This is a genomic window from Halomonas sp. LBP4, from assembly GCF_003202205.1.
Taxonomy (GTDB): Bacteria; Pseudomonadota; Gammaproteobacteria; order Pseudomonadales; family Halomonadaceae; genus Halomonas; species Halomonas flagellata.
This window is the reverse complement of record NZ_PDOG01000002.1, coordinates 517,373-542,489: the sequence shown is the minus strand read 5'-3', so window position 1 is coordinate 542,489 and position 25,117 is coordinate 517,373. Positions and strand designations below refer to the sequence as shown.

Sequence of the window (25,117 nt, the reverse complement as noted above, 5' to 3'; positions counted from 1 at the left end):
CGGCACACGAGGGTATCCCCATGACTCCTTTACTTTCCCTGAGGCACATCTCGAAGTCGTTCCCCGGGGTGAAGGCCCTGCAGGATGTGTCACTCGATGTCCACGCCGGCGAGGTGCATGCCCTGCTCGGCGAGAACGGGGCCGGCAAGTCGACCCTGATGAAGATCCTCTGCGGCATCTACCGCCAGGACGAGGGGGACATCATCATCGATGGCAAGACATGCGACTTTCACGGCTACCAGGACGCCCTCAATGCCGGGGTCGGCATCATCTTCCAGGAATTCAGCCTGATTCCCCACCTGGATGCCGTGGATAACATCTTCCTGGGCCGCGAACGGCGCAACCGGCTCGGGCTCCGCGACCGGCCCGGCATGATCCGCGAAGCCCGGCACCTGTTCGACCGCCTCAAGGTCTCGATTCCCCTGGACTGTCCCATCGCCGAACTGAGCGTCGCCGACCAGCAGTTCATCGAGATCGCCAAGGCCCTGTCGCTGGATGCCCGCATCCTGGTCCTCGATGAGCCGACCGCGACCCTGACGCCCAGCGAAGCCGATCACCTGTTCACCATCATGCGCGAACTGCGCAAGCAGCAAGTCGGCATGGTGTTCATCTCTCACCATATGGAGGAGATCTTCACCATCTGCGATCGCGTGACCGTGATGCGCGATGGCGAGAAGGTCGACGACTGCGACATCGCCTCGACCACCCCCGACGACCTGATCGAGAAGATGGTCGGCCGACGCGTCGAGAATATCTTCCCCGAACACCGTTGCGATGCCGACTACAACGATGTGGTGCTGGACATCGAGGCCCTGCGCCTCGACGCCGATGGCCCCGAGCACTCGCTGAAGCTCCACCGTGGCGAGATCCTCGGCTTCGCCGGCCTGGTGGGATCCGGTCGCACGGAACTGGCCATGGGGCTGATCGGCGCGACGCGCCCCGTTCATGCCAGGATCAGCATGGAGGGAAAGCCGGTCAGGCTCCGTCACCCCGCCAGTGCCCTCAAGCAAGGGATCGGCCTGCTGCCGGAGAGCCGCAAGACCCAGGGACTGATCCTGCCGTTCTCGTGTCGCGACAACATCTCCTTGAACAACCTGACGCAATTCCAGGGAGCCTTGCCGCTGATCCGGCGCGATCAGGAGTCGCGCACCGCCGCCCAGCTGATGGCATCGGTACGCGTCAAGGCGCCCAGCCCCGAGACGCCGGTGGGCGACCTCAGCGGCGGCAACCAGCAGAAGGTGGTCATCGCCCGTTGGCTGGGCCACCAGTGCAAGGTGCTGATCTTCGATGAACCCACCCGCGGCATCGACGTCGGCGCCAAGTCGGAGATCTACGCCCTGATGAAGGAGCTCACTGCCCGGGGGGTGTCGATCATCATGATCTCCTCGGAGCTGCCCGAAGTGCTCGGCCTGTGCGACCGCGCCGCAGTCTTCTACCACGGCCGCATCGCCGCCGAACTGCAGGGCGACGATCTCAACTCACGATCCATCATGCATCATGCCACGGGGGGACTCAGCTCATGAGCCAGCTCGCCTCAACGCCCGGCACCGCCCGTCAGTCCCTCAAAGCGCGACTGGCCCGCTGGCGCCGTACCCCGATCTTCTACCCGCTGATCGGTTTCATCGTCGTCTTCATCGCCATGGCGGTGATCAATGACAACTTCCTGTCCGGCAGCAACCTGTCCAACCTGGCGCGCCAGGCGTCGATCATCGCGATCATCGCGGTGGGCATGAGCCTGGCCATCCTCACCGGCGGTATCGATCTCTCGGTGGGCCCGGTGATGGCCCTGTCGGGAACGATCATGGCCGGCCTCATGGTCGCCGGTGTCCCACCCTCACTGGCCATCATCATCGGACTACTGGTGGGCGCCGCCTTCGGCGCCTTCAATGGCGTCTTCATCGCCTTCGCCGGCATGCCACCGATCATCGTCACCCTGGCGACCATGGGCATCGCCCGCGGGCTCGGCCTGATCTATACCGGTGGCTATCCCATCTCCGGCCTGCCCCCGGAATTCGCCTTCTTCGGACGCGGCAGCCTGGCCGGCATCGAGATGCCCATCCTGATCATGATCGCCGTCTACGCATTGGGCTATGTGCTGCTCAGCCATACCGCCACCGGTCGCTACCTGTATGCCATCGGCGGCAACGAAGAGGCCACACGACTGTCCGGCATCCGGGTCTCACGCTACAAGCTGCTGGTCTACACCCTGAGCGGGACGACCGCGGCCATTGCCGGGCTGATCCTGACATCGCGCCTGATGAGTGGCCAGCCCAACGCCGGGGTCGGCTTCGAGCTCGACGCCATCGCCGCCGTGGTCCTGGGGGGGGCCGCCATCACCGGTGGGCGCGGCATGATCCTCGGTACCCTGGTCGGGGCCCTGCTGCTCGGCGTGCTCAACAACGGCCTCAACCTGATGGGCGTCTCGCCCTACCTCCAGAACGTCATCAAGGGCCTGATCATCCTGCTGGCCATCTATATCAGCCGCAAGCGCACGCCCTGAGCCCCTGGTGCCATCGACATCAGCCCAGGTGTTCCGAGAAGGCGACGAGCCCCGGGTCAAGGCCCCGGTGGCCGCCGGCGTCCCGGCCGGAGTGTCCCAGGAACTCAAGGTGACCCGCAGCCGCGAGTGAGGAGAACTACATGGAGACCGTCATCGGTATCGATATCGGCACCCAGAGCACCAAGGCAGTGGTGATCGATCACCATGGCCGGATCCTGGCCGAGCATAGCCAAGGCTACCGCGTCGACACCCCTCGCCCACTCTGGGCCGAGCAGTGGCCGGACGTGTGGTGGGAGGCCGTGCTCCGCTGCCTCCGGACCTGCCTTGACGCCCCCGGGATTGACCCCAGGGGCGTCAAGGGGGTTTGCGTGAGCAGCCTCTACGGGGGATCGGGGATCCCGGTCGACGCCGAGATCCGCCCCCTGCACCCCTGCCTGATCTGGATGGACCGCCGGGCCGAGGCCCAGGTCCAGTGGGTGAAGGAGCATGTCGACATGGCCCGCCTGGAGGCCGTCACCGGCAATGGCGTGGACAGCTACTACGGCTTCACCAAGATGATGTGGCTCAAGGCCGAGCGTCCCGATGTCTGGGAACGGACCCGCTACCTGCTGCCGCCCAACAGCTATATCAACTATCGCCTGAGCGGCGAGATCGCCATCGACCACAGTTCGGCCGGCAACATCGGCGGCATCTACGACCTGACGGCACGCGCCTGGTCGACGGAGATGCTCGACGCCCTGGACCTCGATCGGGACAAGCTCCCGACCCGACTGGTGGAGTCGGGCGCGACCGTCGGCGGCCTGCTGCCGGCGCTGGCCGATTCGCTGGGCCTGTGCGCCAATATCCCCGTGGTCGCCGGCGGCGTCGATGCGGCAATGGCCACGCTGGCGGCGGGGGCGACCCGCCCCGGCAATCACGTCGCCATGATCGGCACCAGCATGTGCTGGGGGGTGATCAACCAAAGCGTCGAGCCCGGTCAGGGGCTGATCAGCATGCCGCATGTGCTGAACAGCGGCCGCGACCTCTATACCTTCGGCGGCGCCCTGACCGCCGGCGCCTCGGTCAGCTGGTTCGTCGACACCCTCTGCGGCGAGGACCGGGTCGCCGCCGGGGAGCATGGCAGCGCCTACGACCAGCTCGAGCCGCCCGCCCGAGAGCTCCCCCCGGGCGCCGATGGCCTGCTCTTCCTGCCCTACCTGATGGGGGAACGCAGCCCGGTATGGGATGCCCAGGCCAGTGCGGGCTTCATCGGTCTCAGTCTCTATCACCGCCGCCATCACCTGTATCGCGCGGTGCTGGAAGGCGTGACCTTCGCCCTGCGGCACAACATGGAGGCGGGCAAACGTCAGGGGGTGCCCCTCGATTCCCATCTGATCGTGGTCGGCGGGGCCACCCGGTCGGACCTGTGGATGCAGATCATCGCCGACGTGACCCGCATGCCGGTCTACACCTACCGCGAGAACGTGGAGGCGGCCCTGGGAGCCGCCCTGCTGGCCGGGCAGGCCACCGGCCTGATCGACCTCGACCAACCGCTGCGGCATGGCACCCTGATCGAGCGTGCCGAACCTTCCGAAGCGGCAGCGCGTCGCTACGACGACCTCTTCGCCCTGTATTGCCGGCTCTATCCGACGCTCAAGCCGATCATGCACCGGCTCAGCATCAACAACACCCGAGCGAGTGAAACCACATCATGAATTTCGAACTCCAGAATCAACGCATCCTCGTCACGGGTGCGACCAGCGGCATCGGTCTCGACATCGCCCGGTCCCTTGCCGAGCTCGGTGCCGAACTGGTGCTGTTCGGTCGCAACCGGGACAAGCTCAGCGAACTCGAGCAAGAGCTGGGGGCACGCACCCTGACCGTCGACATCACCGATGAGGCCGCGGTCACCGAGGCCTTCATCGAGATGCCCGTCCTCGATGGCCTGGTCAACTGTGCCGGCATCTCGATCCTCGACGACGTCCTGGACGTCAAGGCACAGGACCTCGAGCGGATCATGTCCACCAACGTCACCGCCAGTGCCGTGGTGGCGCGGGAAACGGCACGCCACATGATCGCGCACGGCCGCCAGGGCAGCATGGTCAACGTCTCCAGCCAGGCGGCCATGGCCGCCCTGCCAGGCCATCTCGGCTACTGCGCGTCCAAGGCGGCCATGGATGCCATGACCCGCGTGCTGTGCCTCGAGCTGGGGCCCAAGGGCATACGCGTCAACAGCGTCAATCCGACGGTGACCCTGACCCCCATGGCCGAACGCGCCTGGGCGGATCCCGCCAAGCGCGACCCCATGCTGGCCGCCATTCCCCTGGGACGCTTCGCCACCCCCCGGGAAGTCGCCCTGCCGGTGGCCTTCCTGCTGAGCCCGGCCGCGTCGATGATCAGCGGCGCCTGCCTGCCGATCGACGGAGGCTTCACGTCCCACTAGTCCCGCATGCTGCAAGGAGCCTGACATGTATATCGGTGTGGACTGTGGCACCCAGAGTACCAAGGTGCTGGTGGTCGATATCGCCAGGCCCTGGCCGATCACTACGCCTGACCAGACCGATCACTCACCTGAGGGAGCCACTCCATGACCCATCAACTCGACGCGCTCAGACAACACTCCCTGATGGTCGCCGATACCGGTGACCTGGAGGCCATCCAGCGCTACCAGCCCCATGACGCCACCACCAATCCCTCGCTCCTGCTCAAGGCCTTCGAGCTGCCGGGCTACCGGGCGTTGATCGACCAGGAACTCGCCGCGGTCAAGGCCAAGACCAGCGACCGGCAGGAAGAGCATGCCGTGGACCGCCTCGCCGTGGCCATGGGCAGCGAAATCGCCAAGGTGGTGCCCGGCCGGGTGTCCACCGAGGTGGCCGCCAAGCTGTCCTTCGACACCCAGGCCAGCATCCGCAAGGCCCACGAGCTGGTCGCGCTCTACGACAAGCGCGGCGTGTCCAGGGACCGGGTACTGATCAAGCTGGCCTCGACCTGGGAGGGGATCCGCGCCGCCGAGGTGCTGGAGAGGGAAGGCATCAACTGCAACCTGACCTTGTTGTTCAGCGACGCCCAGGCCCAGGCCTGCTTCGATGCCGGCGTCTTCCTGGTCTCGCCCTTCGTCGGCCGAGTCACCGACTGGTACAAGCAGGCGACCGGGCAGGACTTCACCCCCGACACCGACCCCGGCGTGCAGTTCGTGCGCGGCGTCTGCCAACGCGTCAGCCAGGGTGGCTACGACACCGTGGTGATGGGCGCCAGCTTCCGCACCACCGGCCAGGTGCTGGCACTGGCCGGCTGCCCGCGGCTGACCATCTCGCCCGCGCTGCTCGAGGAGCTGGCCACCACGCCGGGCGAGATAAAACCCAGGGTGCTCATGACGCGCCGCGGCGGCCCCCGGCCGACCCCGCTCACCGAGCCCGCCTTCCGCTGGGGCCATAACCAGGACGCCATGGCCAACGACAAGCTGGCCGAAGGCATCCGCCGCTTCGCCGAGGATCAGGACAAGCTCGAAGCACTGATTGCCGAGCGCCTGGCCTCGCGCTGATCCCGACCATGCCCCGCGAACCGCGACACCCCGGAGGATTCCCCCTGCCAAGGGCGTGTGTGGCCAGCCGCAAGGCCTCGCTTGGCTGCCTCAACGCTCTCGGCCCGTAGCTGCTCGGCGGCAGCGGGCCGCAATGTAATGGGCCGACCGCTCTCTGATGTGGAAGCTACCGGATCAGGGAAGAGGCAATCACGACCTCGCGGGCTGACGCCGCGGGGTCATTGATCTTCTCGAAGAGCAATTGAATCGCTTCGTGCCCCGCCTGATAGGTGTCATGAACGGCGCACCATACCGACACATCGAAAATATCGGCATACGGAAGGCGATCGATACCCACCACGAGCACATCGTCCCGGGACACATGGGCATCGTGCAGGGCGCGCATCGCACCCAGGGTGATCAGCTGGTTGAAGCCGAACACGGCCTCGGGGAGCATGCCGTGACGCAGGTAATCGGCCATGTCACGATAGGCTGGCTGCAGGGTGTAGTCCCCCGGACGCTGTTCCAGCGCCAAGGGGACGCCCGCAGCGGCATAGGCCTCCTTGAGGCCGGCCAGGCGCTGTTGCGTTATCCGCGAGCCACGCGGGCCGGTCAATGCCAGCACCTGCTGGATGTCTTGCTTCACCAGCTGCTCGCCGAGCAATCGTCCAGCACGGTGGTTGTCCAGGACCACGCGACTGAAATCAGCCACGTCCAGCGTACGGTCCAGCATCACCACAGGCAGCCTGGCCCGGCGCAGTCGATCGAGATAGGCGGGACGATACTCGGCATCGTCGGAGACCGGCGACAGGATGATACCGGCCACCTGGTAACTGAGGAGGGTCTCGATCGCCACTTCCTCGAGTTCCGGCGCACCATCGGTATCGATGAGCATGATGGTGTAGTTCTGCTTCTTTGCATCACGCGAAATCGCCTTGATTACCTCGCTATAGAAGGGGTTGTCGACACTGGCCGTGACCAGGCCGATCAAGCGATTCTCGCGACTCCTGAGGTGGCTGGCAAAGGCATTGGGGACATACCCCAACTCCCGAGCCGCAGCGAGAATCCTTTCTCGTGTCGCAGGCTTGACCTTGTCGGGCTTGTTCAAGGCACGCGATACCGTCATGTTGGTCAAGCCCACATGCCTGGCGATATCGGCAATGGTCACCTTGTCACGTCTCGCCATGTCTCTCCCGAGATGCCAAGCCAGTTCAGCGGAAGCGCCGCTGGGCCAGCAGGTGGCGCACCAGCGGCGCCAGGATCAGCTCCATGGCCAGCGACAGCCGCGATCCCGGCACCACCAGGGTATGCGGACGGCTCATGAAGGCATCCTGAACCATCGCCAGCAGGTAGGGGAAATCGACCGTGGAGGGGTCGCGGAAGCGGATCACCACGAAGGACTCGGCATCGGAGGGGATGTCCTGCACCTCGAAGGGGTTGGAGGTATCCACCGTGGGCACCCGCTGGAAATTGATATGGGTGCGCGAGAACTGCGGCTGGATGTAGCGCACATAGTCGTCCATGCGCCCCAGGATAGTATCGATCACCGCCTCCTGGGAGTAGCCACGCAGCTTGATGTCACGGTCGATCTTCTGGATCCACTCCAGGTTCATGGTCGGCGCCACGCCCACCAGCAGGTCGACGTGACGGGCGATGTCGTGCTCGGCGGTGACCAGGCCGCCGTGCAGCCCCTCGTAGAACAGCAGGTCGGTGCCGCAGGGCAGCGACTGCCACTCGGTGAAGGTCCCCACCCGATAGCCGGCCTCGATCATCTGCTTGTCTTCGGCGTGGATATAATGGCGGAAGGTGCCGCTGCCGAACTCGCCATACTCCTGAAACAGCGCCTCGAGACGATCGAGCAGGTTGGCTTCCACGGCGAAGTGGGAGAGCTCGCCCTTGCGCTCGGGCTCGTCACGGAAGATGCGCGCCAGCTCCTCCCGGTTGTAGCGATGGAAAGCGTCGCCGTCGACGAAGGCGGCGTGCACGTCCTCCCGGGCGAACATGCGCTCGAAGGTGCGCTTGACCGTGGTGGTCCCGGCCCCGGAGGAGCCGGTCACGGCGATGATCGGATACTCGCGGGACATCGGCTCGCTCCCTCGTCTTGTTGTTCGGTTCGGGACCGGGCAATCAGCCGGCCTGGCGCTCGCGTGCGATGGCGCGAAAGGCGATATCGCGACGGCAGAAGGCACCCTCCCAGGTGATCGCCTCCACGCCCCGGTAGGCCAGGTCACGCGCCGCCGAGACCCCCTCGCCGAGGGCCGTGACACAGAGCACCCGGCCTCCGGCGGTGACGACCTCGCCCTGGGCGTTCTGCCGGGTCCCGGCATGGAAGACCTTGCAGCCGGTAGCCTCGGCGGCCTCGAGCCCGGCGATCACGTCATCCTTGCGATAGCTGCCGGGATAGCCGCCGGCGGCCAGCACCACGCCCACCGCGGCACGCGAATCCCAGTCACAGGCGAGCCCTTCGAGCTCGCCTCGGGCACCGGCCAGGCAGAGTGCCGCCAGGTCGGACTGCAACCGCAGCATGATCGGCTGGGTCTCCGGGTCGCCGAAGCGGCAGTTGTACTCGATCACCCGGGGATTGCCCTGGGGGTCGATCATCAGGCCGGCATAGAGGAAACCGGTGTAGGGGTGGCCCTCCTCGGCCATCCCGCGCACCGTGGGCAGGATGACCCGCTCCATGATCCGCGCATGCACCTCGTCGGTAACCACCGGCGCCGGCGAGTAAGCCCCCATGCCGCCGGTGTTGGGGCCGGTATCGTCTTCACCGACCCGCTTGTGATCCTGGCTGGTGGCCATGGGCAGCACCGTCTCGCCATCGACCATGACGATGAAGCTGGCCTCCTCGCCCGCAAGGAACTCCTCGATCACCACCCGGGCGCCGGCATCACCGAAGGCGTTGGCCTCGAGCATGTCGCGGATCGCCGCCTCGGCCTCCTGCGAGGTCATGGCCACGATCACGCCCTTGCCGGCGGCAAGGCCGTCGGCCTTGATGACGATGGGCGCCCCCTTCTCGGCCAGATACTCGAGGGCCGGCTCCACCTCGGTGAAGGTCCGGTAGTCGGCGGTGGGAATGGCGTGCCGCGCCAGGAAATCCTTGGTGAAGGACTTGGAGCCCTCGAGCTGGGCGGCGGCCCGGGTCGGGCCGAAGATCGTCAGCCCCGCTTCGCGGAACCGGTCGACGACGCCCTCGACCAGCGGTGCCTCGGGGCCGACGATGGTCAGCGCGATGTCCTGCTCCCGGGCGAAGGTCACCAGGCCCGCCAGGTCGGCGACACCGATGTCGACGTTCTCCAGGCCCGGCTCGCGGGCGGTGCCGGCGTTGCCGGGCGCAACGAAGACAGCTTCCACCCGGGGCGACTGGGCGACCTTCCAGGCCAGGGCATGTTCGCGGCCACCGCCGCCGATGATCAGAACCTTCATCCGTTCAACCTTTGGCATCTCGAAACGTCGCGGCATTATGTCAGAAAGTCGCCGGCGCCGCCCTCCCGAGCCACCCGGCGTCACTTCGGCTCGTCGTCGTCCTTGTCGTCGTCCTTGTCGCCGGCCTGGCTGATGGTCTGCTGCCAGAACCGCATGTTCTCCTCGGCCAGCTCGCGCATCAGTTCCATGGGCGAGTGGCGCATGGCCTGCTGCCACTGGTCCTGCACATGCTTCTGCTGTTCCAGCATCAGCCGCGTGCCCTGCTCCAGGTAGCGAGCCAGCGGCAGTGGCTGGGACATGGCGTAGACACGGATCAGCTGCTCGAGCAGGTCGTTGGAGAAGACTTCCGACTCGCCATCGGCCTGCTCCTGCTCGATGATGATCGACAGCAGGATGGTCCGGGTCAGGTCCTCGCCGGACTTGGCGTCCTCGACCCGGAAGGGGACCTCGTCGAGGATCAGGCCCCGCAGATCCTCGAGGGTCACGTAGCGACTCTGTTCGGTATCATAGAGTCTGCGGTTGGCATACTTGCGTATCACGCGCACGGCGCTGCTCCTTGTCGTGAGGTGGGGTCTTGCCCCCATACTGGTATTGTGCACCGCGACACCGCCCATGCAAGGGAAACGAGGCCCCATGAACCTGATCCTGCTCTCGCCCGCCGACCTCGAGGGCGAACGCCTCGCCCGGGTCCGCGACCCGCGCCGCCTGGCCCATCTGCACGCGGTGCACCGCGCCCGTCCCGGCGACCGCCTCACCCTGGGTGTCGCGGGTGGCGGCATCGGTCGCGGCGAACTCCTGGCCCTCGACGGGCACGAGGCACGCTTCGCCATCGATGCCCTCGACCAGCGCCCGCCACCGGCGCTACCGGTGCACCTGGTGCTGGCGCTGCCGCGCCCACGGATGCTGGCGCGCAGCCTCGAGCACGTCACGGCAATGGGCGTGAAGCATATCACCCTGCTGCACAGCCGCCGCGTTGAAAAGAGCTACTGGCAATCGCCGGAGCTGGCTGCGGAGAAGATCCAGGCCCACCTGGTGCTGGGCCTGGAGCAGGCGCGAGACACGATGATGCCGGAGGTGACACTGGCGAAGGGCTTCCGCCCCTTCGTCGAGGACAGGCTGCCGGGGCTGCTGAAGGAGCACCGCGGCCTGCTGGCCCACCCCGGCATGCCCCGGGCCTGTCCGCGCGGGCTCACCGGGCCCACTCTGCTGCTGGTGGGGCCGGAAGGGGGCTTTATCCCCTGGGAAGTGGAACGACTGCTCGCCGCCGGCTGCGAGGGCATCCACCTGGGCCCGCGCATCTTGCGCGTAGAGACTGCGGTGACTGCCCTGCTCGCCCGGCTGTTCTGAGCAGGGGGTCAGTCCTGGTCCGGCTCATGGGCGACCAGCCGTGAGTCCTCGTCACACTGCGGGTCGCTCAGGAAGGTCTCGCGGACGTCCAGAAACCCCAGGTGGCCGATGGTGCGCCGGCCCAGCAGCAGCGGATAGTGCATCTCCTCGCGATCGCGCAGGCTGAACTGCTCCTCGTAGACGGTGTCGCCCATGCACACCTTCATCAGCACCACCGGACGCCGGTCGGTGCCGCCGGCGCCGCGCAGGCGGATGCTGCGATAGACCGGCAGCTCCATCTCATGGGTGAAAAGTTCACCGGTCACCTCGTCCTCCAGCTCCAGCCGGAAGCGCACCCACTCCTCGCCCTCGCGCTCGAAGCGCTCGACCTCGCGGGCATCGAGCGAAGAGGTCAGGGCGCCGCTGTCGAGCTTGGCCTTCACCTCCACTCCCCAGGGCTCCAGGGTGGCCTTCTCCACCCAGCCGAATACCTTCTCGTCGGCGGGGTTCTCGTCGGCAGGGGCCTGGGACATCCCGATGGCCAGCAGCAGACCGGCCCACAGGCCGAGCATGGTCCGCGACCGGCGAATCGCGGGCGGGGATGACAGGGCGGCTCTCATTGGCGAACTCCTCTTCATGCTGGACAGGCGATGGACCGAAAATGGGCAAAAAAACGTGCAGATGGACCACACCGGGCGCCGGGGGTTCCCTACTTGACGCCCCGGCGCGACTCGCAAATGCTGTGAACACGGCTTGCCGGACGCGCCGCCGAGGCACCGGCTGGCCCCATGGAGCCATCAACAGGAGGAGAGCCCATGATCACTGGACGCATCACAAGGACGATACTGCCCGGCGCCCTGGGCCTGATCGCCACTGGCCTGGTCATCAGTGCCCAGGCCCAGTCGGACCCCCAGGGGCTCTACTCGGCCCGCATGATTCTCGACGCCGATGTGCACCTGGCATCCGACCCCGACACCCCGGTCGGCGAGGTCGATGATATCCTGCTCGGTGACGACATGGCAGTCCATGCCCTGGTCGTGGAGAGCGGGGACACCCTGGGGCTCGGCGGCCAGGAAATCGTGATCACCAACGCCCTCTACCGGCTGGATACCCGGGTCGACGAGGACGGTGCCATCACTCACCGGGTGGTGGTCGAGGCCAGCGAGGAGGAGTTCGCGGCCCTGCCCCATTACGACCACGACTGGCAGCAGCAGGCCCGGGAGCGTTCGCGTGCGGCCTGGGAACGCACCCAGGAGGGTGCCGAGAGTGCCTGGCAGCGTACCCGTGAGGGGGCGGAACGCGTCGGCGACCGCGCCGGGCGCGCCTGGGAGCGCACCCGGGAAGGCGCGGAGCGCGCCGGGGACGCGATCAGCGAGGCCCTCGACGACATGACCAACTGAGCCCCTCGCCAGCGCTGTCCGCTCCACCCGGCCGCGGGGTTTCCCTTCAACGCGTCAGCCGCTCCAGCAGGCGAACGGTGGCGAAGCCGTCCGGCGTGGCATCGATCGACTGCTGGAAGGCCCTCAGGCCGCGGCGCGTGTTGGGCCCCATGACACCGTCCGGGGTGCCCACCTCGAAGCCGCGGGCATTCAGCGCCTCCTGCATCTTGCGCACCTGGCTGCGCATCAGCGGCTGCTCGCCCCGGGGCCAGCCCTGCACCACGCCGTCGCGCCCGGCGATCTCGTCGGCCAGGGTGCCCACCGCCAGCGCATAGCTGGTGGCGTTGTTGTAGCGCAGGATGGCCCGATAGTTGGGGCCCACCAGGAAGGCGGGCCCGCGAGCCCCGGCCGGGGCGATCACCGAGGCCGCCGCGAACCCGGGCAGCGGCTCACCGCTCACCGTGCGCACCCCCTGGTCGGCCCATTCGCGGCTCGAGCGACGGGTGGCGAGTTCGGTCTGGGCATGATCAAACCCCTCCGGCAGGCGCACCTCCACCCCCCAGGGCTGGCCCGGCTGCCAGCCGGCCCGTGCCAGGTAGTTGGCGGTGGAGGCCATCACGTCCGGGATGCTGCCCCAGATATCGCGACGTCCATCGCCGTCCCCGTCGACCGCATAGCTCTCGAAGCTCGAGGGAATGAACTGGGTATGGCCCATGGCCCCGGCCCAGGAGCCGACCATGCGCTCGGGGGTGATGTCGCCCTGGTCGAGGATGCGCAGGGCCGCCAGCAGCTCGCCGCGGGCGAAGTCGCGACGGCGGCCATCGAAGGCCAGCGTGGCCAGGGCATCGAGGGTCGAGAAGTCACCGAAATTGCCGCCGTAGTTGCTCTCGATGCCCCAGATCGCCACGATCACCTCGGCCGGGACACCGTAGTGCCGCTCCATGCGGCGGGCCGTGCCAAGGTGCGCCGAGAGCCGATCCCGCCCCGTGGTCACCCGTTGGGCGGAGACGGCGCTGTCGAGATACTGCCAGATCGGCCGCACGAACTCGGGCTGGGAGCGGTCGAGCTCGAGGACCCGCGGACGATAGCGTACGCCATCCAGCGCACGGGCCAGGGTCGACTCGGTGATGCCCTCGGCACGGGCCTCACGCCGGAAGCCGGTCAGCCAGCCGTGAAAATCCGCCGGCGGCGCAACGTCGGCCACGTCCTCGGGGGTAGCCGGGGACGGCGCGGCCGCCGCCTCGGCACCTTCGGCGTTACGGCCCGCGGCACTGGCCTCGGTGGTCGGGCCGCTCTGGCAGCCGGCGAGCAGCGCCAGCAGCATGGTAGTGGAAAGCATCCTGCGCATCGTCACTCCTGCACTCCTTGACCATCATCCGGCGTCGATCATCGCGCAGAAACCGCGTCCAGACCAGAGGTGTCGCGCCCCCTCATGGGGTCCCGGGGATGGCCTTCGTGCCCTGCTCGCCGTGAGGGCTCAGGGCCGGTCGTTCTCCCTGGGCTGATGCCTGGCATTGGCTTCGGTCTCGAGCCCGCTTTTCAGCTCGTGGGTCAGCGGGTCGTAATTGGGTCGCAGCTCGTCCTTCACCGTGCCGCTCCACAGCTTCGCGCCGACGAAGTAGCCGGCCCGGCCGATCACGTGGGCCGCCACCGGCGCGGTCATCATGATGAAGAGGATGACCCCCAGGGCCCTGGCGACCACCGCCACCTGGGAGAAGTGCAGTGCCACCGCCAGCATGATCAGGGTGGCCCCCAGGGTCGCCGCCTTGGTGGTGGCGTGCATGCGCGTCAGCAGGTCGGGCAGGCGCACCACCCCGAGCGCGGCCAGGAACATGAAGATGGCCCCTACCAGGATCAGCGCTTCCTTGACGAGCTCAATCATCCCGCGGCCCTCCCCGCTCCAGGAAGCGCGCGAAGCCAATGGTGGCCATGAAGGCCATCAGTGCCATGACGATGGCCACATCGAGCAGGCTCGGCACGTCGGTGGCGATGGCCACCACCCCGATGATGCCCACGATCATCGAGGAGAAGAGTTCCAGGGCCACCACCCGGTCCGGCAGGCTGGGGCCGCGGAACAGGCGCACGAAGGCCAGGCAGAGCGCCAGCGCCATCACCACCAGGCTCAACAGGATCACGATCGACATGAGGGGTCCCCTCTCAATGGAACAGTTCCAGTGCACGACGCTCGAGCTCCGCCAGGCCGCGCCGCAGCGCCGCCTCGTCATCGAGGAACATGGCATGGATGTAGAGCACGCGGCGGTCGTCGGAGACGTCCAGGCTCAGGGTGCCCGGCGTCAGCGAGATCAGGTTGGCGACGAAGGCGATCTCGAACTCGGTACTCGCCTTCAGCGGCATGGCGATCACCCCCGGCTTCATGTACCAGGGCGGCGTGACGATGTCGAAGGCCACCTTGAGGTTGGCCAGCAGCAGTTCCTTGAAGAAGAAGCCGACGAAACGGATCAGCCTTGGCAGGCGCTGTGCATAGCCGGCCAGCGCCGGCACCTGGGGCTGGATCAGTGCCAGCACCAGGTAGCCGAACAGCAGACCGGCCAGCAGGTTGCGGCCGCTGAAGTCGCCGGTGAGCACGATCCAGGCCAACCCCAGCAGCAGGTTCCAGGCGGCCCCGATCATGGCGCTCCCCCCCCGCCCATGCCCCGCTCTCCACCTGATCCAAGTACCGCCTCGATATAGCGCTCCGGATCGAGCAGCTCGGCGGCCGAGGCCTCGGCCAGGGCATGAATGGGCCCGGCGTTGAGGCCGATGAACAGGGTGCACAGGGCCAGGCCGATCGCCGGGGCCGTCATCAGCCAGAGCTCTCGCTGGTTGACCTCCGGATAGGGGTCGACATCCCCCTCCGGCGGCGTGGCCTTCCAGAACACCTCGGCCCAGATCTTGATCATCGAATAGAGGGTGAGCAGCCCCACCAGCAGGGCGATGAAGGTGACCCCGTAGGCCTCGGCCTCGATGCCGGCACGGATCACGATGAACTTGGCGAAGAACCCGGAGAGCGGCGGCATGCCGGCCAGCGACAGTGCCGGGATCAGGAACAGGACCGCCAGCCAGGGATGCGTGCGGTAGAAGCCGCCGAGCTTCTTGAGCTCGTAGCTGCCCCGCAGCCGGTGGACGATGCCGCTGACCAGGAACAGGTTCGTCTTCACGATGATGTGGTGCATGATGTAGAAGACCCCACCGATGATCGCCAGGGGCGTGAACAGCGCCAGGCCCAGGATCATGTAGCCGATCTGGCTGACGATGTGGAACGACAGGATGCGCCGGAACTCGAACTGGGCCGCCGCACCCAGCACCCCGGAGAGCATGGTCAGTCCCGCGCCCCACAGCAGTATCTCGTGGGTATAGCCGGGGCTGTGATGGAAGATCAGGGTGAACACCCGGTACAGCGCATAGACCCCCACCTTGGTGAGCAGCCCGGCAAACAGTGCCGAGACCGCCACCGGCGGCGTGTGGTAGGAGGCCGGCAACCAGAAGAACAGCGGGAAGGCCGCCGCCTTGATGCCGAAGGCGACCATGAACATCATCGCCAGCACGTCGACCATGCCGTTGCCTTCCAGGCTGGCCAGGCGACGGGCGATGTCGGCCATGTTGAGGGTGCCGACCATGCCGTACAGCAGGCCCACGGCGACCAGGAAGATCACCGACGACAGCAGGTTGAGGGTGACGTACTTGATCGCCCCCTCCATCTGCGCCTTCTCGCTGCCCAGTATCAGCAGCGCGAAGGAGGCCACCAGCATCACCTCGAACCAGACATAGAGGTTGAAGATATCACCGGTGAGGAAGGCCCCGGCGACCCCGGCCAGCAGCAGGTGCATCAGCGGGAAGTAGCCGTAGGCCTCGTGGCCGCGGCCGGTGGTGGCCAGCGAATAGAGCGCCACCGCGAAGCCGATGATGCCGGTCAGCACCACCATGATGGTGCCCAGCAGGTCGGCCACCAGGCTGATGCCGAAGGGGGCGGGCCAGTCGCCCATCTGCATCACCAGGATGCCGTCGCGACTGACCGTGGCCAGCAGCCACAGGCTGGTGGCCAGAAGCCCCCCGGTCCCGGCCACGGCCACGAATCGCTGCATGCCCCGGGAACGCCAGAACACCAGCGACACGGCACCCGCCAGTAGCGGAATCAGGATGGGCAGCGCGATCTGCGGATTCACGTGTCGGTATCCTTCATCCTGTCCAGGTCATCGGCCCGCACGATCTCCCAGGCGCGACGCACCAGCACCACGGCGAACGACAGCACGCCGAAGGCGATCACGATGGCGGTGAGCACCAGGGCCTGGGGCAAGGGATCGGCCACCACCCCCTCCGGTGCCGTCAGCCCCTGGGCAACCAGCGGCGGCGCCCCGCGGACCATGCCCGCGGTGGAGAAGATCAGCAGGTTGGCGGCGTTGGAGAGCAGCATCAGCCCGATCACCAGCTTGACGATGGACCGCCGCAGCATCATGTAGATGGCGGCGGCGAACAGGATGCCGATCGCAACGGCCATCAACGGCTCCATGGGACCTCCCTGGCGTCGTCCTCGTGGTCGGTCTTGACCAGCGCCGTGATCGCCGTCAGCACCGACCCCAGGACCACCAGATAGACGCCGATGTCGAAGATCAGCGGTGTCGATGCCTTGAAATCGATGACCGGGATCGTCCACCACTGGGCGGTGAAGAAGGGGTCGCCGTGCCACCAGGCCGGTAGCGTCGAGACCACGCCGAGCAGGAGCCCCATGCCGACCAGGTCGCGGGGCGACACCTTGAGCATGGCGTGCATGGCGCGTCGGCCGTAGGCGAAGAGATAGAGCGCGAAGCCGCCTGCCGCCACCAGGCCGGCGATGAAGCCCCCCCCCGGCTCGTCGTGGCCACGCAGCAGCAGGAACAGCGAGAACAGCAGTTGCAGCGGCAACAGCAGGCGCGCCGCCACATTGAGGATCAGGGTGCCGGATCTAACCATCGTCTCTCTCCGGTGGGGCCGCGGGACGCCTGGCGTCATACTCCCCGGCATGGAAGCGCAGCATGGCATAGACCCCGATGGCCGCCAGCGCCAGCACGAACATCTCGCCCAGGGTATCCAGGGCCCGGAAGTCCACCAGGATGACATTGACGATGTTGTGGCCATGGCCCAGTGGCTGGCTGTTGGCGACCATGTAGTCGGAAATCCTCGGCAGGCGCTCACCGCCGAGTACGGAGAGCATCAGCAGGGTGACCATGCCGCCGACCAGGGTCGCCACCACCAGGTCGCGCAGGCGTTCCTGCGGCGTGGAGAGGGTGGCGAAACGCGGCAGCCGGAACAGCACCAGCACCAGCAGGATCACCGTCAGGGTCTCTACCAGCAGCTGGGTGATCGCCAGGTCCGGGGCGCTGAAGAGCACGAAGGTGAGGGCGATGGAGAAGCCCATGATGCCCAAGGCCGCCACCGCCGCCAGGCGCGAACGCATCACGCAGGCGGCCACCGCACCGGCGACCATCAGGCCCGCCGCCACCGCCTCGTGGAAATAGAGGTCCAGGGACAGGGCGAAATCCAGTGAATGGCGGAAGAAGAGCGCATGCCCGACCAGGCCCAGCAACACCAGCAGGGTCATCACCAGGTAGTTGCGGATATAGCCGTTCTGCAGCATGCCGGTCTGCCACTCGGCCACCCTGACCAGCCCCCGCATCAGCGCCTCGTAGCCGGCCTCGGGGCCTCGGGCGATGATCGGCTCGAGGCGCGCCAGCCGCCCCCGCAGTCGGTCCCAGTGGCGGAACACCAGGCCACCCAGCAGCAGACTCGCCAGCGACAGCGCGAGCGGCAGGTTGACCCCATGCCAGAGGGCCAGGTGCACCGACGCCTCACCGGCGCCGATGGCCGCCATCGTCGCCACCACCAGGTCATCGAGCATGCCCGGCACCAGGCCCGCCAGCAGCGACAGCGTGGCCAGCAACGCCGGGCCGGCCAGCAGGCCCCAGGGGGGCTCGTGGGGCACCTTCGGGGTCTGCCTCGATGCGCCGAAGAAGGGCCGCAAGGCGACGATGGCCGCCACCGCCAGGGTCAGGAAGGCCGCCACGAAGGCCAGCAGCAGAATCAGTGGACGATAGGCGTCGACCTCGAGCACCGACTCGAACATCAGCTCCTTGCCGAGGAAGCCCAGCAGCGGCGGCAACCCGGCCAGCGACAGACCGGCAACCAGCGCCACGGCGGCGGTCAGCGGCATGGTATGCCTGAGCCCGCCCATGGCGGTGACGTCCTTGGTACCGGTCTCGTGGTCGAGGATGCCGGCGACCAGGAACAGGGCCCCCTTGTAGAGCGAGTGGGCCAGCAGGAAGACCACGAAGGCCACCAGGGCCCCGTCGGTGCCGATACCCAGCAGCATGGTCAGGGTGCCCAGCGCCATCACCGTGGAGTAGGCCAGCAGCTTCTTGATGTTGGTGTGACGGATCGCCAGGAAGGCACCGGTGGCCATGGTGAGTGCCCCCACCAGTGAAAGCGTGACGACCCAGACCTCGGTGCCGCCCAGGGCCGGGTGCAGCCGGGCCAGCAGGTAGACGCCGGCCTTGACCATGGTCGCCGAGTGCAGGTAGGCCGAGACCGGCGTGGGCGCGGCCATGGCGTTGGGCAACCAGAAATGGAAGGGAAACTGGGCCGACTTGGTGAAGGCACCGACCAGCACGCAGATCAGCAGCGGGGGGTAGAGCGCATGGGCGCGCAACGCCTCGCCGCGGGTGGTGAGCTCGGCCAGCGACCAGCTGTCGCCGGCCACGGCCAGCATGACGAAGCCGGCGATCAGGGCCAGGCCCCCGCCCACGGTGACGATAAGCCCCTGCAGTGCCGCCTTGCGGGCCGACAGGTCGGTATGATTGAAGCCGATCAGCAGATAGGAAGTGATGCTGGTGAGCTCCCAGAACACGAACAGGGTCACCAGATTGTCGGCCAGCACCAGGCCGAGCATCGACATCATGAAGGCGGTGATCACCACCAGGAAGCGCGGCAGGTCGCGATGCCCGCGCAGGTAGTCTCCCGAGTAGACCAGCACCAGGGCACCGATCACCGTGATCAACAGGGCAAACAGCCAGGCCAGACCGTCGATGAGGAAGGTCAGGGTGATCTCCAGCCCCGGTACCCAGGCCCACTCCAGCAGCAGCACCTCGCCGGCGGCGATGGTCGGCCACTGGCCCAGTAGCCAGAGGGCCAGGGCGGCGGGCAGCAGCGCCATCACCAGCGGCGTCCTGGCCCCGAACCAGTGATGCAGGAGTGGCGCCATGCCAGCCACCACGAAGCCTCCCAGCACGGCCAGTTGCATAAGGCGTCCTCCCCGTCGTTCCGGGCGGCCGGGGCCTGTCACCGTGACCACCGCGGGTTCGAAGCATCAACTCTATAGACACAAGGTGTTGAAAGGCAAGGAGGGCGCGAGAAGCGCTCCTTTGCGGTAAAGTGTGCAGTCGAATGCCATTGGTGGGCCTTTCAGATAACGCCCTTTGCTTAACGGAGCCGCCAGGATGACCGATCGATGACATTGCTATGGATAGCCCTGCTGCCCTTGCTCGGCGTAGTCGTGCCGGCGCTCAGCGCCGGCCGCGGGCGCCGCGACTGCTCCCTCGCCACCGCCGTCTTGCCGGCCATCGCCCTGCTGCTGACCCTGTCGCAGCTGCCGGCCCTCGCCGCCGGCGAAGCGCTGCGCTTCAGCGTCGACTGGGTGCCCGCGCTGGGCCTCGACCTGGCCTTCCGGCTGGACGGCCTGTCGCTGCTGTTCAACCTGCTGATCGTGGGGATCGGCCTGCTGATCCTGCTCTATGCGCACTATTACTTGTCGCCGGAGGAGCCCTTCGGGCGCTTCTACGCCTACCTGATCCTGTTCATGGCCTCCATGGTCGGCATCGTGATGTCCGACAACCTGCTGCTGCTGTGGCTGTTCTGGGAGCTCACCGGCATCTCCTCCTTCCTGCTGATCGGCTTCTGGTCGCGGCGCAGCGATGCGCGCAAGGGGGCGCGCATGGCCCTGACCGTGACCGGCGCCGGCGGGCTGGCGCTCCTGGCCGGGTTTCTGCTGCTGGGTGACATGACCGGCAGCTTCGACATGAACGTGGTGCTGGCCAGCGGCGACATCATCCTGGCCGACCCGCGCTACCCGGTCATGCTGGTGCTGGTACTCCTGGGTGCCTTCACCAAGTCGGCCCAGTTTCCCTTCCAGTTCTGGCTGCCTCACGCCATGGCCGCCCCCACCCCGGTCTCGGCCTACCTGCACTCGGCGACCATGGTCAAGGCCGGCATCTTCCTGATGGCGCGGTTGCACCCGGCCATCGCCGGCAGCGAAGCGTGGTCGGTGATCGTCTCCCTGATCGGCATGACCACCATGCTCTACGGTGCCTGGTTTGCCCTGATCAAGACCGACCTCAAGGCGATCCTGGCCTTCTCCACGGTCAGCCACCTGGGGCTGATCACGGTGCTGCTGGGCATCGGCAGTCCCATGGCGGTGCTGGCCGCGCTCTTCCACATCCTCAATCACGCCACCTTCAAGGCGGCGCTGTTCATGGGGGCGGGCATCATCGACCACGAGACCGGCACCCGCGAGCTGGGCCGGCTGGGTGACCTGCGGCGGGCCATGCCGGTCACGGCGCTGCTGATGTCGCTGGCCGCCGCGGCCATGGCCGGGGTGCCGCTGTTCAACGGCTTCCTCTCCAAGGAGATGTTCTTCACCGAGACCCTGGCCACCCCGGTGCTGGGCGGGCTGAGCTGGCTGCTGCCGCTGCTGGCGACGCTCGGCGGCATCCTCTCGGTGGGCTATTCGCTGCGCCTGGTGCATGCCGTCTTCTTCAAGCCAGCCCGCGAGACCCTGCCCAAGTCGCCCCATGAGCCGCCGCGGCTGATGCGCGCCCCGGTGGAGTTGCTGGTGGGCCTCTGCGTGCTGGTGGGCCTCTTCCCCGCCGCCCTGGCCACCGGGGTACTCGACATGGCCACCCGGGCGGTGCTCGGCGAGCCACTCGACTTCCACCTGGCGATCTGGCACGGCATCAACCTGCCGCTGCTGATGAGCCTGGTGGCCCTGGTGGCCGGGGTGGCGAGCTACCTGCTGCACGCCCAGTTGCTCCGGCTGATCAAGAGCTTCCGCCCGGTGGACGCCCGGCTGGTGTTCGAGGCCGCCCTGCAGCGGCTGGGACGATACGCGGAAACCGGCGTGGCACGCTTCGAGGGTGGCTCGCTGCAGCGCTACATGAGCCTGCTGCTGCTGGCCGCCCTGGCCATGGGCGGGCTGGGCCTCGTCGGCATGCCGGTGCTCACCGGCGAGCAGGGGAACCAGCCGCTGGACGGCATCCTGATCCTCGGGGCGGCCCTGCTGATCTTCGGCGGCATCGGCACCGTGGCCACCCACCGCCACCGGCTGGTCTCGCTGCTGATGCTCTCGGTGGTGGGGCTGGTGGTGTCGCTGACCTTCGCCCGCTTCTCCGCCCCCGACCTGGCCCTGACCCAGCTGTCGGTGGAGGTGGTGACGATGATCCTGCTGATGCTGGCGCTGTTCTTCCTGCCCCAGAAGACGCCGCGGGAATCCTCGCCGATGCGCAACCTGCGCGACGTGGGACTGGCAGGCGCCTTGGGCATGGTGGTCGCCAGCCTCAACTACGCCGTGCTGACCCGCGACAATGCGGCGATCTCCGGCTTCTTCCTGGACAACAGCGTGCCCGGCGGGGGCGGCCACAACGTGGTCAATGTCATCCTGGTCGACTTCCGCGGCTTCGATACCCTGGGCGAGATCACCGTGCTGGCCCTGGCGGGCCTGGCGATCTTCAAGCTGCTCAACCGCCTGCGCCTGTTCATGCCCCACAGCGATGGCGAGGGACGGGTCTGGTCGCCGGACCGCTACCCGGCCATCCTGACCTCCATCTCCATGGCCCTGCTGCCCCTGGCCCTGCTGGTCTCGGCCTTCATCTTCCTGCGCGGCCACAACCTGCCCGGCGGCGGTTTCATCGCCGGCCTGATCACCGCCGTGGCACTGATCCTGCTTTACATGGCCCGCGGTGTGGAGTGGACCCAGCGGCGCCTCGACTTCCCCTACCAGCCGGTGGCCGTCGCCGGCGTGGGTATCGCCACGCTCACGGGCCTGGGCAGCTGGCTGTTCGGTCGCCCTTTCCTGACCTCGGCCTTCGGCCACTTCCACCTGCCGCTGCTGGGCGAGTTCGAGCTGGCCACCGCCATGCTCTTCGACCTCGGCGTCTACCTGGCGGTGGTCGGGGCGACGCTGATGATCCTCGCCAACCTGGGCAAGGTCACCACACCCCATCGCCCGGCCAAGGAGCCCGTCGCCGAGACGGAGCGGACCCGTCCCCTCAAGGAGCCCGCCCGCCCCCGCAAGGAACCCGCCCGTCCTCACGAGGAGCCCACTCCTCCCCACAAGGAGAAAGCCTGATGGAAAGCCTCTACGCCATCACCACCGGCGTGCTGACCGCCTGCGGCCTCTACCTGACCCTGCGCGGACGCACCTTCCCGGTGGTCGTCGGCCTGACCCTGCTCTCCTATGCGGTGAACCTCTTCCTGTTCTCCATGGGCGGGCTGACCACCAACGGCGCGGCCATCGTCGACGGCGTGGCCGACTATGCCGACCCCCTGCCCCAGGCCCTGGTGCTCACCGCCATCGTCATCGGCTTCGCCATGACCGCCTTCGTGGTGATCCTGGCGATGCGCGCGCGCAGCGAGGCGGGCAATGACCACGTCGATGGGCGCAAGCGGGAAGTCGGGGAGGAACGCCCATGATGCAGCACCTGATCGCCCTGCCCATCGTGCTGCCGCTGGTGGCGGGCATCCTGCTGCTGTACAGCCGCCAGGGGGAGACGCGCCTCAAGCGCCTGGTCGGCGTGTTCGCCACGCTGCTGCTGGTGGTGGTGGGCATCGGCCTGGTGGCCCGCGCCGCCGGTGGCGAGGTCACCTACTACGCGCTCGGCGACTGGCAACCGCCCTTCGGCATCGTGCTGGTACTCGACCGGCTATCGGCGCTGATGGTGCTGCTCACCGCGGTGCTGGCACTGGGCGCCGTGGTCTTCGCCTGCGCCGGCGATGACGAGCAGGGCAGCAACTTCCATGGGCTCTTCCAGTGGCAGCTGATGGGGATCAACGGGGCCTTCCTCACCGGTGACCTGTTCAACCTCTTCGTGTTCTTCGAGGTCCTGCTGCTGGCCTCCTATGCCCTGCTGCTGCACGGCGGCGGCAAGGCACGCATCCAGGCCGGCGTGCACTATGTGGTGCTCAACCTGGCCGGCTCGTCGCTGTTCCTGATCGCCGTGGGCGTGCTCTACGGCGCCACCGGCACCCTCAACATGGCCGACATGGCGGTGCGACTCGCCGAGCTGCCGGCCGAGCGGGCCGGCCTGGTCAGTGCCGGCGCCCTGATGCTGCTGGTGGTGTTCGGCCTCAAGGCGGCGATCCTGCCGCTCTACTTCTGGCTGCCGCGGGCCTACGCCGCGGCCCCGGCCCCGGTGGCGGCCCTCTTCGCCATCATGACCAAGGTGGGCATCTACGCCATCCTGCGGGTCTATTCGCTGATCTTCGGCGAACAGGCCGGCCCGCTCGCCGCCCTCGAGCAGCCCTGGGTCTGGTGGCTGTCGCTGGCCACCCTGGCGGCGGCCGGCGTAGGGGTGCTGGCCGCTCGCGACCTTCGCCTGCTCGTCGCCTACCTGGTGCTGGTCTCGGTGGGCACCCTGCTGGCTGGCATCGGCATGCGCTCTCCCGAAGCCACCGCCGCCCTGCTCTACTACCTGGTGCACACCACCCTGGTCACCGGCGGGCTCTTCCTGCTCGCCGAGCTGATCGGCCTGCAGCGCGGCAAGGCCGGCACGCGCCTGGTCAGGGGCCGCCCGCTGCGGCAGGGCGGCTGGCTGGCCGGCCTGTTCTTCCTGGGCGCGGTGGCCGTGGCCGGCCTGCCGCCGCTCTCCGGGGCCATCGGCAAGGCACTCGTGCTCCAGGCCGCCGACGCCGGTCAGCGCCTCTGGCTGTGGCCGATCCTGCTGGCCACCGGCCTGTTCACGCTGATCGCCCTGTCACGGGCCGGCTCCACCCTGTTCTGGCGCAGCCGGGGAGAGCCCGGCGGTGAGCCGCTGTCGCGGCGCCGCTGGTTCGGGGTCGCCTGGCTGCTGGGCGCCTCGCCGCTGCTGGTGGTCCTGGCCGGCCCGGTCAGCGACTATACCCGCGCCACCGCCGACCAGCTGGCTCGCCCGGCGATCCTCATCGACTCCCTTCTGTCCACTGCCGGAGACGCCCCATGATCCGCTCTCGTCGCTGGCTCCCGACCCCCCTGCTGTCGATCCTGCTGCTGGTCGTCTGGCTGCTGCTGGTGCGCAGCCTGGCCTTCGGCCATATCCTGCTGGGCACGGTGCTCGCGATCACCATCCCACTGGCCACCTCCCGCTTCTGGGACGCTCAACCCCATGTCGCCAGGCCCTGGCTGCTGCTGCGCTTCGTGCTGCGGGTCCTGGGCGACATCTTCATCGCCAACCTCGAGGTCGCCTGGCTGATCGTCAACCCCTGGCGACGCCTGCGCCCCCACTTCGTGGAGTACCCGCTGATGCTGGAAGACCGCTTCACGGTCACCCTGCTGGCCAACACCATCAGCCTGACCCCCGGCACGGTGTCGGCCAACCTGCGCATGGACGGCAAGACGCTGCTGATCCATGCCCTGAACGTGGAGGACGAGGAGGCACTCATCGCGCACATCCGCGAACGCTACGAGCGGCCGCTCAAGGAGATCTACGCATGCTAGACATCGCGCTGAAGATCAGCCTGGCCCTGGTGGTATTGGCCCTGCTGCTGAATGTCTATCGCCTCACCGTGGGACCGGACATGCCCGACCGCCTGCTGGCGCTGGACACCATGTACATCAACTCCATCGCGCTGATCGTGCTGATGGGGCTGTGGCTCAACACCAAGACCTACTTCGAGTCGGCGCTGCTGATCGCCATGCTCGGCTTCATCAGCACCGTGGCGGTCTGCAAGTACCTGCTGCGCGGCGACATCATCGAATAGTCGAGCCGGGGAGGA

The 25,117-nt window shown here is 67.6% G+C and carries 26 protein-coding genes; 13 read left to right on the top strand and 13 right to left on the bottom strand.

Going from position 1 to position 25,117, the window contains the following annotated elements; translation table 11 throughout:
• The first annotated feature begins 20 nt into the window (after nt 1-20).
• From CR157_RS09585 to tal, 6 genes are all read left to right on the top strand, one after another.
• Complete coding sequence (locus CR157_RS09585) at nt 21-1,523, top strand: sugar ABC transporter ATP-binding protein (RefSeq protein WP_110283293.1); 1,503 nt, start codon at nt 21-23, stop codon at nt 1,521-1,523.
• The gene (locus CR157_RS09580) at nt 1,520-2,500 is read left to right on the top strand and encodes an ABC transporter permease (RefSeq protein ID WP_110283292.1); all 981 of its coding nucleotides are present in this window, start codon (nt 1,520-1,522) and stop codon (nt 2,498-2,500) included. Before CR157_RS09585 ends, CR157_RS09580 begins: the two co-directional genes overlap by 4 nt.
• A 7-nt stretch (nt 2,501-2,507) precedes the next feature.
• Nucleotides 2,508-2,630 (top strand): hypothetical protein, encoded by a 123-nt coding sequence (locus tag CR157_RS23015; protein ID WP_258364123.1) that lies wholly within the window; start codon nt 2,508-2,510, stop codon nt 2,628-2,630.
• Between the two features lie 10 nt (nt 2,631-2,640).
• Nucleotides 2,641-4,194 carry an FGGY-family carbohydrate kinase gene (locus CR157_RS09575; protein ID WP_110283291.1) on the top strand — a complete coding sequence of 518 codons (1,554 nt, stop codon included), beginning with the start codon at nt 2,641-2,643 and terminating at the stop codon, nt 4,192-4,194.
• Nucleotides 4,191-4,922, top strand: a complete 732-nt coding sequence (locus CR157_RS09570; RefSeq protein ID WP_110283290.1) for an SDR family oxidoreductase — start codon at nt 4,191-4,193, stop codon at nt 4,920-4,922. Before CR157_RS09575 ends, CR157_RS09570 begins: the two co-directional genes overlap by 4 nt.
• Before the next feature lie 144 nt (nt 4,923-5,066).
• On the top strand, nt 5,067-6,020 hold the full coding sequence (gene tal / locus CR157_RS09565; RefSeq protein ID WP_110283289.1) for a transaldolase: 954 nt from the start codon (nt 5,067-5,069) through the stop codon (nt 6,018-6,020).
• Between the two features lie 166 nt (nt 6,021-6,186).
• Here the strand turns inward: tal and CR157_RS09560 are convergent, their stop codons facing one another.
• The 4 genes from CR157_RS09560 to phaR form a co-directional block, all read right to left on the bottom strand.
• Complete coding sequence (locus CR157_RS09560; RefSeq protein WP_110283288.1) at nt 6,187-7,185, bottom strand: LacI family DNA-binding transcriptional regulator; 999 nt, start codon at nt 7,183-7,185, stop codon at nt 6,187-6,189.
• Nucleotides 7,186-7,210: 25 nt separating this feature from the next.
• A complete protein-coding gene (locus tag CR157_RS09555; RefSeq protein ID WP_110283287.1) occupies nt 7,211-8,083 on the bottom strand; it encodes a phosphoribulokinase in 873 nt (290 codons plus the stop codon).
• 43 nt (nt 8,084-8,126) lie between these two features.
• Nucleotides 8,127-9,422, bottom strand: a complete 1,296-nt coding sequence (purD, locus tag CR157_RS09550) for a phosphoribosylamine--glycine ligase (protein ID WP_110283286.1) — start codon at nt 9,420-9,422, stop codon at nt 8,127-8,129.
• Nucleotides 9,423-9,502: 80 nt separating this feature from the next.
• Entirely contained in the window at nt 9,503-9,967 is a 465-nt protein-coding gene (phaR, locus tag CR157_RS09545) for a polyhydroxyalkanoate synthesis repressor PhaR (protein ID WP_110283285.1), read from the bottom strand.
• 88 nt (nt 9,968-10,055) lie between these two features.
• On the opposite strand from phaR, the gene CR157_RS09540 reads away from it, so the two are divergent.
• Nucleotides 10,056-10,769 (top strand): 16S rRNA (uracil(1498)-N(3))-methyltransferase, encoded by a 714-nt coding sequence (locus CR157_RS09540; RefSeq protein ID WP_110283284.1) that lies wholly within the window; start codon nt 10,056-10,058, stop codon nt 10,767-10,769.
• Between the two features lie 8 nt (nt 10,770-10,777).
• Here the strand turns inward: CR157_RS09540 and rloA3 are convergent, their stop codons facing one another.
• Nucleotides 10,778-11,368: a retropepsin-like aspartic peptidase RloA3 gene (rloA3, locus tag CR157_RS09535; RefSeq protein WP_373681015.1), complete on the bottom strand. Its 591-nt coding sequence runs from the start codon at nt 11,366-11,368 to the stop codon at nt 10,778-10,780.
• A 195-nt stretch (nt 11,369-11,563) separates the two neighbouring features.
• Here rloA3 and CR157_RS09530 point away from each other — a divergent pair, with 195 nt between their 5' ends.
• The gene (locus tag CR157_RS09530; protein ID WP_181422023.1) at nt 11,564-12,148 is read left to right on the top strand and encodes a PRC-barrel domain containing protein; all 585 of its coding nucleotides are present in this window, start codon (nt 11,564-11,566) and stop codon (nt 12,146-12,148) included.
• A gap of 46 nt (nt 12,149-12,194) precedes the next feature.
• Here CR157_RS09530 and CR157_RS09525 read toward each other — a convergent pair whose 3' ends face one another.
• From CR157_RS09525 to CR157_RS09490, 8 genes are all read right to left on the bottom strand, one after another.
• A complete protein-coding gene (locus CR157_RS09525; protein WP_258364122.1) occupies nt 12,195-13,475 on the bottom strand; it encodes a lytic murein transglycosylase in 1,281 nt (426 codons plus the stop codon).
• 129 nt (nt 13,476-13,604) lie between these two features.
• Nucleotides 13,605-14,009, bottom strand: a complete 405-nt coding sequence (mnhG, locus tag CR157_RS09520) for a monovalent cation/H(+) antiporter subunit G (protein WP_110283283.1) — start codon at nt 14,007-14,009, stop codon at nt 13,605-13,607.
• Nucleotides 14,002-14,271 (bottom strand): monovalent cation/H+ antiporter complex subunit F, encoded by a 270-nt coding sequence (locus CR157_RS09515; RefSeq protein WP_110283282.1) that lies wholly within the window; start codon nt 14,269-14,271, stop codon nt 14,002-14,004. Before CR157_RS09515 ends, mnhG begins: the two co-directional genes overlap by 8 nt.
• Before the next feature lie 13 nt (nt 14,272-14,284).
• Complete coding sequence (locus CR157_RS09510; protein ID WP_110283281.1) at nt 14,285-14,758, bottom strand: Na+/H+ antiporter subunit E; 474 nt, start codon at nt 14,756-14,758, stop codon at nt 14,285-14,287.
• Nucleotides 14,755-16,290, bottom strand: a complete 1,536-nt coding sequence (locus CR157_RS09505; RefSeq protein WP_110283280.1) for a Na+/H+ antiporter subunit D — start codon at nt 16,288-16,290, stop codon at nt 14,755-14,757. Before CR157_RS09505 ends, CR157_RS09510 begins: the two co-directional genes overlap by 4 nt.
• Nucleotides 16,287-16,634 carry a Na+/H+ antiporter subunit C gene (locus CR157_RS09500; RefSeq protein WP_110283279.1) on the bottom strand — a complete coding sequence of 116 codons (348 nt, stop codon included), beginning with the start codon at nt 16,632-16,634 and terminating at the stop codon, nt 16,287-16,289. The genes CR157_RS09505 and CR157_RS09500 overlap by 4 nt, the downstream gene beginning before the upstream one ends.
• Nucleotides 16,622-17,074, bottom strand: coding sequence for a Na+/H+ antiporter subunit B (locus CR157_RS09495; RefSeq protein ID WP_110283278.1), 453 nt, complete (start codon nt 17,072-17,074; stop codon nt 16,622-16,624). Before CR157_RS09495 ends, CR157_RS09500 begins: the two co-directional genes overlap by 13 nt.
• Complete coding sequence (locus CR157_RS09490; protein ID WP_110283277.1) at nt 17,067-19,397, bottom strand: putative monovalent cation/H+ antiporter subunit A; 2,331 nt, start codon at nt 19,395-19,397, stop codon at nt 17,067-17,069. The genes CR157_RS09495 and CR157_RS09490 overlap by 8 nt, the downstream gene beginning before the upstream one ends.
• A 207-nt stretch (nt 19,398-19,604) precedes the next feature.
• On the opposite strand from CR157_RS09490, the gene CR157_RS09485 reads away from it, so the two are divergent.
• From CR157_RS09485 to CR157_RS09465, 5 genes are read left to right on the top strand one after another with little or no spacing between them, the layout of a single operon-like run.
• Nucleotides 19,605-22,496, top strand: coding sequence for a monovalent cation/H+ antiporter subunit A (locus CR157_RS09485; RefSeq protein WP_110283276.1), 2,892 nt, complete (start codon nt 19,605-19,607; stop codon nt 22,494-22,496).
• Nucleotides 22,496-22,840: a Na+/H+ antiporter subunit C gene (locus CR157_RS09480; protein ID WP_110283275.1), complete on the top strand. Its 345-nt coding sequence runs from the start codon at nt 22,496-22,498 to the stop codon at nt 22,838-22,840. Before CR157_RS09485 ends, CR157_RS09480 begins: the two co-directional genes overlap by 1 nt.
• On the top strand, nt 22,837-24,345 hold the full coding sequence (locus tag CR157_RS09475) for a monovalent cation/H+ antiporter subunit D (RefSeq protein ID WP_110283274.1): 1,509 nt from the start codon (nt 22,837-22,839) through the stop codon (nt 24,343-24,345). Before CR157_RS09480 ends, CR157_RS09475 begins: the two co-directional genes overlap by 4 nt.
• On the top strand, nt 24,342-24,839 hold the full coding sequence (locus tag CR157_RS09470) for a Na+/H+ antiporter subunit E (protein WP_110283273.1): 498 nt from the start codon (nt 24,342-24,344) through the stop codon (nt 24,837-24,839). Before CR157_RS09475 ends, CR157_RS09470 begins: the two co-directional genes overlap by 4 nt.
• A complete protein-coding gene (locus CR157_RS09465; protein WP_110283272.1) occupies nt 24,833-25,102 on the top strand; it encodes a K+/H+ antiporter subunit F in 270 nt (89 codons plus the stop codon). Before CR157_RS09470 ends, CR157_RS09465 begins: the two co-directional genes overlap by 7 nt.
• The last annotated feature ends 15 nt before the right edge of the window (nt 25,103-25,117 follow it).

What these genes read in the sequence shown, in the direction of transcription:
- tal (WP_110283289.1), top strand. Translation starts at nt 5,067, where the DNA reads ATGACCCATCAACTCGACGCGCTCAGACAACACTCCCTGATGGTCGCC.
- CR157_RS09475 (WP_110283274.1), top strand. Translation starts at nt 22,837, where the DNA reads ATGATGCAGCACCTGATCGCCCTGCCCATCGTGCTGCCGCTGGTGGCG.
- CR157_RS09540 (WP_110283284.1), top strand. Translation starts at nt 10,056, where the DNA reads ATGAACCTGATCCTGCTCTCGCCCGCCGACCTCGAGGGCGAACGCCTC.
- CR157_RS09560 (WP_110283288.1), bottom strand. Translation starts at nt 7,185, where the DNA reads ATGGCGAGACGTGACAAGGTGACCATTGCCGATATCGCCAGGCATGTG.
- CR157_RS09490 (WP_110283277.1), bottom strand. Translation starts at nt 19,397, where the DNA reads ATGCAACTGGCCGTGCTGGGAGGCTTCGTGGTGGCTGGCATGGCGCCA.
- CR157_RS09555 (WP_110283287.1), bottom strand. Translation starts at nt 8,083, where the DNA reads ATGTCCCGCGAGTATCCGATCATCGCCGTGACCGGCTCCTCCGGGGCC.
- CR157_RS09525 (WP_258364122.1), bottom strand. Translation starts at nt 13,475, where the DNA reads ATGCGCAGGATGCTTTCCACTACCATGCTGCTGGCGCTGCTCGCCGGC.
- CR157_RS09465 (WP_110283272.1), top strand. Translation starts at nt 24,833, where the DNA reads ATGCTAGACATCGCGCTGAAGATCAGCCTGGCCCTGGTGGTATTGGCC.
- CR157_RS09500 (WP_110283279.1), bottom strand. Translation starts at nt 16,634, where the DNA reads ATGGAGCCGTTGATGGCCGTTGCGATCGGCATCCTGTTCGCCGCCGCC.
- CR157_RS09580 (WP_110283292.1), top strand. Translation starts at nt 1,520, where the DNA reads ATGAGCCAGCTCGCCTCAACGCCCGGCACCGCCCGTCAGTCCCTCAAA.
- CR157_RS09575 (WP_110283291.1), top strand. Translation starts at nt 2,641, where the DNA reads ATGGAGACCGTCATCGGTATCGATATCGGCACCCAGAGCACCAAGGCA.
- CR157_RS09515 (WP_110283282.1), bottom strand. Translation starts at nt 14,271, where the DNA reads ATGTCGATCGTGATCCTGTTGAGCCTGGTGGTGATGGCGCTGGCGCTC.
- CR157_RS09510 (WP_110283281.1), bottom strand. Translation starts at nt 14,758, where the DNA reads ATGATCGGGGCCGCCTGGAACCTGCTGCTGGGGTTGGCCTGGATCGTG.
- CR157_RS09570 (WP_110283290.1), top strand. Translation starts at nt 4,191, where the DNA reads ATGAATTTCGAACTCCAGAATCAACGCATCCTCGTCACGGGTGCGACC.
- CR157_RS09485 (WP_110283276.1), top strand. Translation starts at nt 19,605, where the DNA reads ATGACATTGCTATGGATAGCCCTGCTGCCCTTGCTCGGCGTAGTCGTG.
- purD (WP_110283286.1), bottom strand. Translation starts at nt 9,422, where the DNA reads ATGAAGGTTCTGATCATCGGCGGCGGTGGCCGCGAACATGCCCTGGCC.
- CR157_RS09585 (WP_110283293.1), top strand. Translation starts at nt 21, where the DNA reads ATGACTCCTTTACTTTCCCTGAGGCACATCTCGAAGTCGTTCCCCGGG.
- CR157_RS09470 (WP_110283273.1), top strand. Translation starts at nt 24,342, where the DNA reads ATGATCCGCTCTCGTCGCTGGCTCCCGACCCCCCTGCTGTCGATCCTG.
- mnhG (WP_110283283.1), bottom strand. Translation starts at nt 14,009, where the DNA reads ATGATTGAGCTCGTCAAGGAAGCGCTGATCCTGGTAGGGGCCATCTTC.
- CR157_RS09530 (WP_181422023.1), top strand. Translation starts at nt 11,564, where the DNA reads ATGATCACTGGACGCATCACAAGGACGATACTGCCCGGCGCCCTGGGC.
- CR157_RS09480 (WP_110283275.1), top strand. Translation starts at nt 22,496, where the DNA reads ATGGAAAGCCTCTACGCCATCACCACCGGCGTGCTGACCGCCTGCGGC.
- rloA3 (WP_373681015.1), bottom strand. Translation starts at nt 11,368, where the DNA reads ATGAGAGCCGCCCTGTCATCCCCGCCCGCGATTCGCCGGTCGCGGACC.
- CR157_RS09495 (WP_110283278.1), bottom strand. Translation starts at nt 17,074, where the DNA reads ATGGTTAGATCCGGCACCCTGATCCTCAATGTGGCGGCGCGCCTGCTG.